The sequence below is a fragment of the Micromonospora sp. NPDC049175 genome (genome assembly GCF_043197345.1).
Taxonomy (GTDB): domain Bacteria; phylum Actinomycetota; class Actinomycetes; order Mycobacteriales; family Micromonosporaceae; genus Micromonospora.
In genome coordinates, this window is record NZ_JBICSY010000015.1 from 104,836 (window position 1) to 113,843 (window position 9,008).

The 9,008-nt window shown below is 71.6% G+C and carries 8 protein-coding genes and 1 rRNA gene; 4 read left to right on the forward strand and 5 right to left on the reverse strand.

What is annotated here, in order from left to right:
• The first annotated feature begins 34 nt into the window (after positions 1-34).
• Together ACGFH8_RS34315 and sigJ are read left to right on the forward strand one after the other, a co-directional pair.
• Complete coding sequence (locus tag ACGFH8_RS34315) at positions 35-475, forward strand: carboxymuconolactone decarboxylase family protein (RefSeq protein ID WP_393375658.1); 441 nt, start codon at positions 35-37, stop codon at positions 473-475.
• Positions 472-1,347 (forward strand): RNA polymerase sigma factor SigJ, encoded by an 876-nt coding sequence (gene sigJ / locus ACGFH8_RS34320; protein ID WP_393375661.1) that lies wholly within the window; start codon positions 472-474, stop codon positions 1,345-1,347. The genes ACGFH8_RS34315 and sigJ overlap by 4 nt, the downstream gene beginning before the upstream one ends.
• Positions 1,348-1,425: 78 nt before the next feature.
• Here sigJ and ndk read toward each other — a convergent pair whose 3' ends face one another.
• A complete protein-coding gene (gene ndk, locus ACGFH8_RS34325; protein WP_393375664.1) occupies positions 1,426-1,851 on the reverse strand; it encodes a nucleoside-diphosphate kinase in 426 nt (141 codons plus the stop codon).
• A 141-nt stretch (positions 1,852-1,992) separates the two neighbouring features.
• Here ndk and ACGFH8_RS34330 point away from each other — a divergent pair, with 141 nt between their 5' ends.
• Positions 1,993-3,483, forward strand: a complete 1,491-nt coding sequence (locus tag ACGFH8_RS34330) for a VOC family protein (RefSeq protein ID WP_393375666.1) — start codon at positions 1,993-1,995, stop codon at positions 3,481-3,483.
• Between the two features lie 37 nt (positions 3,484-3,520).
• Here ACGFH8_RS34330 and ACGFH8_RS34335 read toward each other — a convergent pair whose 3' ends face one another.
• Genes ACGFH8_RS34335 through ACGFH8_RS34345 form a run of 3 tightly spaced genes read right to left on the reverse strand, consistent with a single transcriptional unit; the run spans position 3,521 to position 7,922 of the window.
• Positions 3,521-3,976 (reverse strand): DUF4233 domain-containing protein, encoded by a 456-nt coding sequence (locus ACGFH8_RS34335; protein WP_393375669.1) that lies wholly within the window; start codon positions 3,974-3,976, stop codon positions 3,521-3,523.
• Positions 3,973-5,307 (reverse strand): bifunctional folylpolyglutamate synthase/dihydrofolate synthase, encoded by a 1,335-nt coding sequence (locus ACGFH8_RS34340; protein WP_393375672.1) that lies wholly within the window; start codon positions 5,305-5,307, stop codon positions 3,973-3,975. Before ACGFH8_RS34340 ends, ACGFH8_RS34335 begins: the two co-directional genes overlap by 4 nt.
• Positions 5,304-7,922, reverse strand: coding sequence for a valine--tRNA ligase (locus ACGFH8_RS34345; RefSeq protein ID WP_393375675.1), 2,619 nt, complete (start codon positions 7,920-7,922; stop codon positions 5,304-5,306). The genes ACGFH8_RS34340 and ACGFH8_RS34345 overlap by 4 nt, the downstream gene beginning before the upstream one ends.
• 69 nt (positions 7,923-7,991) lie before the next feature.
• Here ACGFH8_RS34345 and ACGFH8_RS34350 point away from each other — a divergent pair, with 69 nt between their 5' ends.
• A complete protein-coding gene (locus ACGFH8_RS34350; protein WP_393375678.1) occupies positions 7,992-8,678 on the forward strand; it encodes a hypothetical protein in 687 nt (228 codons plus the stop codon).
• Between the two features lie 241 nt (positions 8,679-8,919).
• On the opposite strand, the gene rrf is transcribed toward ACGFH8_RS34350, so the two are convergent.
• A 5S ribosomal RNA gene (gene rrf, locus ACGFH8_RS34355) occupies positions 8,920-9,008 on the reverse strand; the annotation flags it as partial.

Below are 9,008 nucleotides of genomic sequence, written 5' to 3' on the forward strand. Positions count from 1 at the left end.
CGTGTTGGTGTCCAACCGATCAGGGGAGGTAGCCATGCAGAGGATGAATCCCGGCGCGGTGGCGCCGAAGGCGTACCAGGCGGTCATGGGGCTGGAGAAGTACGTCCAGTCGAACGTCGACCAGACGGTGCTTGAGCTGGTGAAACTGCGAGCGTCGATGATCAACGGATGCGCGTACTGCGTCGACATGCACAGCCAGGACGCGCTCGCCAAGGGTGAGTCGAGCCGACGGCTGTTCGCGGTGGCCACCTGGCGGGAGTCGCCGTTCTTCGACGAACGGGAGCGGGCCGCGCTCGATCTCACCGACGCCGTCACCCGGCTCGGCGAGCACGGCGTGCCGGACGAGGTGTGGGACGCCGCCGCGAAGGTTTGGTCGGAGAAGGAACTGGCCGATCTCGTCCTCGCGATTGCCACAATCAACGTGTGGAACCGGATCGGGGTGACCATGCGGTTGGAGCCTCCGGCCCTCGCATGACCACTGCGGCATCAGATGCGGCCGGTGCGCTCCAGGCGCACCGGCCGATGCTGCTCGGGCTCGCGTACCGCCTGCTCGGCAGCCGGCACGACGCGGAGGACGTGCTCCAGGAGGCGTACCTGCGCTGGCACGGCGTGGACCGGTCGGCGGTGGAGGAACCGCGCCGGTACCTGTCCCGGGTGGTCACCCGACTGTCCCTGGACCGGTTGCGGGCCCGGCAGGCGGCCCGCGAGACGTACGTCGGCATCTGGCTGCCCGAGCCGGTGCCGACCGCGCCCTCGCCGTTCGGACCGTTGGACCGCGCGGAGCTGCGCGACTCGCTCTCCGCCGCGCTGCTGCACGTCCTGGAGCGGCTCACCCCGCCGGAGCGGGCGGTGTACGTCCTGCACACCGCCTTCGACGTCCCGTACGCCGAGATCGCCGAGATCCTGGACCGGACCCCGGAGGACTGCCGCCAACTCCACCACCGGGCGACCACCCGGATCCATCAGGAGCAGCGGCGCTTCACCGCCAGCCGGGCCGAACGGGAACGGTTGCTGGACGCGTTCCTCGCCGCCGCCCGCGACGGGGACCTGGCGAGGCTCACCGGCCTGGTCGCGGCGGACGCCACGGCCTGGAACGACGGCGGTGGCCGGGTCCGGGCCGCCCGCAACCCGGTCACCGGCGCGGACCGGATCGCCCGGTTCTACGCCGGGATCTACGGCCCGGGCCGGCCCATGACCGTGCAGCCGATCGAGCTGAACGGCGAACCCGCGGTGTTGATCACCCGTGCGGACGGCAGCCGGTACACGCTCACCATCGCCGCGGCCGACGGACGGATCACCGAGATCTACGTGGTCGGCAACCCGACGAAACTGCCGCCGGCCGACTGAACCCCCGGCGCCACCGGCCCCGGACGAGTCGCGTCAGCCCAGCCCAGCTCGGGGAACGTCAGCCCAGCTCGGGGAACGTCAGCCCAGCTCGGGGAACCAGAGCGCGATCTCGCGCTTGGCGCTGTCCGTCGAGTCGGAGGCGTGCACCAGGTTCTCCCGGTTGGACAGCGACAGGTCGCCCCGGATGGTGCCGGCGGCGGCCCGACGCCCGTCGGTGGCCCCGACCAGCCCACGGACCACGTCGATGACCTGGTCTCCGGAGAGCACGAGAGCGACGAGCGGACCGCTGGTCATGAAGTCCTTCAGCGGCGGGTAGAACGCCTTGTCGACGTGCTCGGCGTAGTGCTCGTCGGCGAGCGCGGCGTCCATCGTCCGGTGCACCATCGCGTCGATCCGCAGCCCCTTGCGCTCGAAGCGGGAGAGCAGCTCGCCGACCAGGCCACGGCGGACCGCGTCGGGCTTGATCAGAACGAGGCTGCGCTCATCCGGACTGTTGCTGGACACGCTGGGTTCCTCCTGTGCACGCTGAACGCCTGGGATCGGTACGGTCAGCGTAGCGACCCGGTCCCGGCGCCGGCGCGGCGGCCGGTCTTTCGCCCGGTGGCCGATCCGGCCTAGCCTGGCCCTGACCCCGGGAGGTCCACTGTGGCGAATGGCGGGAACCGGCCCATCGCGCCGGTACGCAAGCTGGTCGGCACGGTGCTGGGCACCGTGGCCACCTTCGTCGTCCTCTTCGGGCTGGGCATGACCAGTTGGGCCATCGTGGCTCTCGGGGTCGCCCTGCTGGTGCTGGCGATCGCGCTGGCGACCGTCCGCGGTGGCGGGCGCACCTGGGTGGTGGGTGTCGGGCACGTGCACAGCGCCTCCGAACCACCCACCCAGTACGCCTTCGGCCGCTGCGAACTGCAACTGGTGATCGACGCGCCCGGCCTGCCGCCCCGGTCCAAGAAGATCATCGAGCCGAGGGTGCCGGTCTCCAAGTGGCCGTCGCTGGGCCAGACCCTGCCGATCCGGGTCGCGTTGGACGACCAGCGGCACGTGAAGGTCCTCTGGGACGAGGTGCCCACCCACGCCGAGACCGCCGCCGCCGTCGCCGACCTCCCGCCGGAGTTCGCCGAGGCCGAGGCCATGGACGACGTGCTGATCCAGCAGGACGCCCCGCCGTGGGCCGACCGCGCCTCGGACGACGACTTCCGGGACGACTTCGGCGACCCACTCGGCGACCGCTTCCAGGACCCGCGCGGCCCCGACCCGGTCCGCCCCGACCCGGTGCGCGACGACCCGGGCGGCAGGTCCGAGGAGCGCGAGCACGTGGTGATGCACCAGAGTCCGGGCGGCCCGGTGGTGTTGGAGGGCGTCCTCGTCGAGCAGCAGGCCAAGAGCGGGCTGCCACGGCGGGCCACCCCTGCGCCGCGCCCGCCCGCCGAGGAGCAGTTCGACGAGCCCGCCGCCGACCGGAGCGACCTGCCCGAGGCCGACCGGACCGAGATGCCGCCTGCCGACCGGTTCGACGCCCCGCCGGCCGACCGCACCGAGATGCCCCCGGCCGACCGGTTCGACGCGCCCCCGGCCGACGACCGGTTCGCCGACCCGCCGCCCGCACAGCGGTCCGGTCCGGGCGCGACCGACCCGCTGGACCCCCTGGATCTTCCGCTGGACGACCCCTCCCCGGTCGGGGCGGCACGGGAGACCGTCACCGACGCGGAGCTGGACGAGGTGATCTTCGGCTTGGCCGGGGATGCGGCCGCGGATCCGGCCGCGCCGATCAGCGGGGTGGGTCTCACCCTGCTGGTGACCGACCTGTCCCGGTCGCTCGACTTCTACCGCGACGTGCTCGGCTTCACCGAGGTCGACCAGGGCGCCGGCAATGCCGTACTCGCCTCCGGGACGACCCGGCTCGTCCTGCGCGAGGTGACCGGAGCCGCGCCCATCAGCCGCCGGCTGGTGCACGTCAACCTCGAGGTCAACGACATCGAAGCGGCGTACGAACGGCTACGCGGCTCGGGCGTCCGATTCACGTACGCGCCCCGGGTGGTCAACCGGGGCTCGAAGCTGGAGGTGTGGGCTGCGGCGTTCCGCGACCCGGACGGCCACGGCATCGCCCTCACCCAGTGGCGCGAACGCGCCGAGGCCTGACCCGGCCCGCGCCGCCGGGCCGCCGGCCGGTCCGGCGTCAGCCGAGGATGACCCGACGGACGTGCAGCGCGTACGCCCAGACCAGGGCGAAGATGATGCCCAGGCCGAGCAGCGACCAGTGCAGCAGGCCGCCCAGCAGCAGCAGGCCCTGGAGCACGGTGCCGGCGTGCCACGCCCAGGGACGGCGCATCATGCCGGCGAGAACGATGGCGGCCACCGCCAGTGCCACCACGGCACCGATGGCGGCACCACCGAGATCACCGCCGACCACGCGGATCGGCTGGATCGCCAGCAGCAGCACCAGCGCCTCCAGGCTGAGCGTGCCGGCGCCCAGGCCGCGGACCGCCCGCTCCGGGTTGCGCAACCCGGAGCGTCGCGGCTGCCCGGCGACGGGCTCCTCCGGTGGCGCGCTCTGATCAGCCGGCGAGCCGGTGACGCCCTGGTCGGCCGGGTCACCGGTGGCGGCGTGGAGGTCCCGCTCCGGGTCGGTCATCGCTTCAGCAGCCGACGGGCGTCGGCGACCGTCACCACCGACCCGGTGACCAGCACCCCGACCCCGCTGAGTTCGCCGGGGACGTTCTCCTCGGCCAGCGCCACCGCCAACTCGATGGCGTCCGGCATGTCCTCGGCCGAGTCCACCCGCTCGTCGCCGAAGATCTCGGCGGCCAACGCGGCGAGTTCCTCGGTCGGCATCGCCCGTGGCGAGCTGTTGCGGGTGACCACCACCTGGTCGACCACCGGCTCCAGCAGCTCCAGCATGGCCTCCGCGTCCTTGTCGGCGAGTACGCCGACAACCGCCACCAGCTTGCTGAACGCGAACTCCTCCTGGAGGGCGGTGACGGTGGCCTTCATGCCGTGCGGGTTGTGCGCGCCGTCGAGCAGGACCGTCGGCGCGTTGCGGACCCGCTCCAGTCGACCCGGGGAACTGGCCGAGGCGAAGCCCTCCCGGACCGTCTCGACGTCGAGTTGGCGTCGGGCCCCGGCGCCCAGGAACGCTTCCACGGCGGCAAGCGCCACCGCGGCGTTCTGCGCCTGGTGGGCGCCGTGCAGGGGAATGAACACGTCGTCGTAGACGCCGCCCAGGCCCTGCAGGGTGAGCACCTGGCCGCCGACCGCGACCGCCCGACCCAGTACGCCGAACTCGCCGCCCTCCCGGGCGAGCGTGGCCCCGACCTCGGCGCAGCGTTCGAGGAGGGGACCAGCGGCCTCCTCCTCCTGGGCCGCCGAGATGACGGTGGCGCCCGGGTGGATGATGCCGGCCTTGGCCAGCGCGATGTCCTGGAGCGTGTCACCCAACCACTCGGTGTGGTCCAGCCCGATCGGGGTGATCACACAGACCCCGGCCTGGATGACGTTCGTGGCGTCCTCGGCGCCGCCGAGGCCCACCTCGACCACCGCGATGTCGACAGGAGCGTCGGCGAACGTGGCGAACGCCAACGCGGTCGTCATGTCGAAGTACGTCAGCGGCTCGTCCGACCGCGCGTCCACCAGCTCGGCAAGCGGTTTGATCTCCCGGTACACCGCGGCGAACCGCTCCTCGCTCACCGGTTCCCCGTCCAGGCTGATCCGCTCCCGGACGGTCTCCAGGTGCGGGCTGGTGTACCGGCCGGTGTGCAGCCCGTGCGCCCGCAGCAGCGAGTCGATCATCCGCGCGGTGGAGGTCTTGCCGTTGGTGCCGGTCAGGTGGATCGCCGGGTACGCCCGCTGTGGACTGCCGAGCAGGTCCAGCAGCGACTCGATCCGGTCCAACTCGAAGACCATCCGGGTGAAACCACGGGCGTTCAGCTCGGCCTCGACGGCGGCGAAATCGGTACGGTCGGTCACGAGGAAAGTGTCTCCAGAGCAGCGTCGATCCGGACCAGGTCGGCCTCGGCGGTGGCGAGCCGGTCGCGGATCTTCGCGACCACCGGCTCGGGGGCCTTACCGATGAAGGCCGGGTTGTCGAGCTTCGCCCGAGCCTGCGCGACCTCCTTCTCGGCCGCCGCGCGGTCCTTCGTCAGCCGGGCCCGCTCGGCGGCCACGTCGATCGACCCCCGGGTGTCCAACGCGACACCGACCGCGCCGGGCATGGCCAGCGTGGCGCTGGCCTGGAAATCGTCACCGGCCGGGTCGAGCCGGACCAGGGAACGGATCAGCGGTTCGTGGGCGTCGATGCCCGCCCCGGTCAGCCCGTCCAACCGGGCGGCCACCCGCTGGGTCGGGCGCAGCCCCTGATCGGAGCGGAACCGCCGGATCTCGGTGACCACGCGCTGCACACTGGCCAGCTCGGCCTCGGCGGCGTCGTCGACAAGCGACCGGTCGGCAACCGGCCAGGCGGCGGTCTGCACCGTCTCGCCGCCGGTCAGCGCGATCCACAGCTCCTCGGTGACGAACGGGATGACCGGGTGCAGCAGCCGCAGCAACTGGTCCAGCACGTGCCCGAGCACCCGGCGGCTGGTCTCGGCCCGCTCACCACCCTCGGCGAGCACCGGCTTGCTGAGCTCCACGTACCAGTCGCAGACGTCGTCCCAGGCGAAGTGGTAGAGCAGGTCACACACCTTGGCGAACTCGTACGCCTCGAACTGCTCGTCGACCTCGGCGGTGACGTGCGCCAGCCGGGACAGGATCCACCTGTCGACGGTGGAGAGCCGCTCGGCGGGCGGTAGGTCACCCGTGGTGTGCGCGCCGTTCATCAGGGCGAACCGGGTGGCGTTCCAGAGCTTGTTGCAGAAGTTGCGGGAGCCCTGGCACCACTCCTCGCTGACCGGCACGTCCTGCCCGGGGTTCGCGCCTCGGGCCAGGGTGAACCGGGTGGCGTCGGCACCGAACCGGTCGATCCAGTCCAGCGGGTCGACGACGTTGCCGAACGACTTGGACATCTTCTTGCCGTGCTCGTCGCGGACCATGCCGTGCAGGGCGACCACGTCGAACGGCTGCTTGCCGTCCATCGCGTGCAGGCCGAACATCATCATCCGGGCGACCCAGAAGAACAGGATGTCGTAGCCGGTGACCAGGACGCTTGTCGGATAGAACTTGGCCAGGTCAGGGGTCTGCTCCGGCCAGCCGAGCGTGGAGAACGGCCAGAGCGCGCTGGAGAACCAGGTGTCGAGCACGTCCTCGTCCTGCCGCCAGCCGTCGCCGGTCGGCGGCTGCTCGTCCGGGCCGACGCAGACGATCTCGCCCTGCGGGCCGTACCAGACCGGGATCCGGTGCCCCCACCACAGCTGACGGGAGATGCACCAGTCGTGCATGTTGTCGACCCAGGCGAAGTAGCGCTTGGCCAGCTCGGCCGGCTCGATGCGGACCCGACCGTCGCGGACCGCGTCGCCGGCGGCCTGGGCCAGCGGCCCGGTGTTGACGAACCACTGCAACGACAGCCGCGGCTCGACCGTCGTCTTGCACCGCGAGCAGTGCCCGACCGCGTGCACGTACGGCCGCTTCTCCGCGACGATCCGACCCTGCTCGCGCAACGCCGCCACGATCGCGGGCCGCGCCTCGAAGCGGTCCAGCCCTTCGAACGGGCCGGGCACGGTGATCACGCCGCGCTCGTCCATGACGGTGATCGCGGGCAGGTCGTGCCGCTGGCCGATCTCGAAGTCGTTCGGGTCGTGCGCCGGGGTCACCTTGACCATGCCGGTGCCGAACGACGGGTCGACGTGCGCGTCGGCGACGATCGGGATGCGGCGGCCGGTCAGCGGCAGCTCGACCTCGGTGCCGATCAGGTGCTGGTAGCGCTCGTCGTCCGGGTGCACCGCCACGGCGGTGTCGCCGAGCATCGTCTCGGCCCGGGTGGTGGCCACCACGACCTCGTCGCTGTAGCGGATGGAGATCAGCTCACCGTCGTCGTCGGTGTGCTCGACCTCGATGTCGGAGAGCGCGGTGAGGCAACGCGGGCACCAGTTGATGATCCGGTTGGCCCGGTAGATGAGGCCCTCGTCGAAGAGCTTCTTGAAGATCGTCTGGACGGCGCGGGTCAACCCCTCGTCCATGGTGAAACGCTCACGGTCCCAGTCGACGGAGTCGCCGAGGCGCCGCATCTGCCCCAGGATCGCGCCGCCGGACTCGGCCTTCCACTGCCAGACCCGCTCGACGAACTTCTCCCGGCCCAGGTCGTGTCGGGACAGGCCCTCGGCGGCGAGCTGGCGCTCCACCAGGTTCTGGGTGGCGATGCCGGCGTGGTCCATGCCCGGCAGCCACAGCGCCTCGAAGCCCTGCATCCGCTTACGCCGGGTCAACGCGTCCATCAGCGTGTGCTCGAACGCGTGGCCCATGTGCAGTGAGCCGGTGACGTTCGGCGGCGGGATGACGATGGCGAACGGGGGCTTGTCGCTGTCGGCGGAGGCCCGGAAGTGCCCAGCGGCTACCCACTGCTCGTACCGTCGCTGCTCTACCTCGCCGGGCTGGTACTGGCCGGCAAGGGTCGGGGCGTCGGGGCGTCGGGCATCCAGTCTCTCGGTCACCTGACAAGTCTACGGAGGGCTTCCGCGGACCTCACGTGCGCCACCTGTGGTTCGCGTACGGTGTCGGCTATGTCCGACGCACATCTCACCGAGCGGTCGCGCGACGGCGGCCGCGAGCCGGTCGAGCTGACCGAAGAGCCGATCCAGTTGAGCACCCGGGACTCCGGGGGCGACCCCGACGAACACTCGGGCGGCTGGTCGAGACGACGCAAGATCGGTTGGACGGTCGCGCTCGTGGTCGGCCTGGCGGGCGCCGGCGTGCTGGGCGTCGCCGGGTGGCGGGTGGCGCAGCAGAAGGACACCGAGCTCACCTCGCCCCCGCAGGTGGCCGGCCTGACCCGGGACGACAGCGATCGAGCGAAGAGCACGGCCGACTACCTGCGCAGCGGTCTCGCGGCGGACATCGAACTGGACCGCAGCTTCGGCACCGTCTATCGCGACCCGGCCGACGAGAAGCGCTCCGTGCTCGTCTTCGGCGGCACGACGCTGCTCTGGCAGCCCGAGCGGGACCTGGAGAGCCTGTTCCGCCTCATGTCGGACGAGACCGGCGCGGTGAGCGGCCTCCGCGAGATGCCCGCAGGTGACCTGGGCGGCGTGTTGAAGTGCGGCAGCACGAGCGGCGAGGGTGGTGACTTCGCGGTGTGCGGGTGGGCCGACCACGGCAGCGTGGTGATGGCGATGTTCCCCGGCAGGTCGGTCACCGACGCCGGGACCCTGCTCCGCGACCTCCGCAAGGACATGCAGACCCGCGACTGACCCGACCCGCACCGGCCGCCCGTGCCTCGCCCCGGACCGCCCGTGCCTCGCCCTGGGACCCCGCCCGGCCTCGCACGGGACCGTCGGCGCCCGAGCCGCGGTGATCGACTCGGCTTTGCTGATGTCGAGGTGCCAAGCAGCCGTGGATACCGCCGTTTCGGTGATCCCGAGTTGACCAACCGATACGTGGGGCAAACGCAGATAGGGCCACCCCGTTGGGGGTGGCCCTATCTGAAAGATTGTCCGGCGGCGTCCTACTCTCCCACACCCTCACGAGTGCAGTACCATCGGCGCTGGAGGGCTTAGCTTCCGGGTTCGGAATGTAACCGG

What these genes read in the sequence shown, in the direction of transcription:
- ACGFH8_RS34335 (WP_393375669.1), bottom strand. Translation starts at nt 3,976, where the DNA reads ATGACCGACCCGGAGCGGGACCTCCACGCCGCCACCGGTGACCCGGCC.
- sigJ (WP_393375661.1), top strand. Translation starts at nt 472, where the DNA reads ATGACCACTGCGGCATCAGATGCGGCCGGTGCGCTCCAGGCGCACCGG.
- ACGFH8_RS34350 (WP_393375678.1), top strand. Translation starts at nt 7,992, where the DNA reads ATGTCCGACGCACATCTCACCGAGCGGTCGCGCGACGGCGGCCGCGAG.
- ACGFH8_RS34315 (WP_393375658.1), top strand. Translation starts at nt 35, where the DNA reads ATGCAGAGGATGAATCCCGGCGCGGTGGCGCCGAAGGCGTACCAGGCG.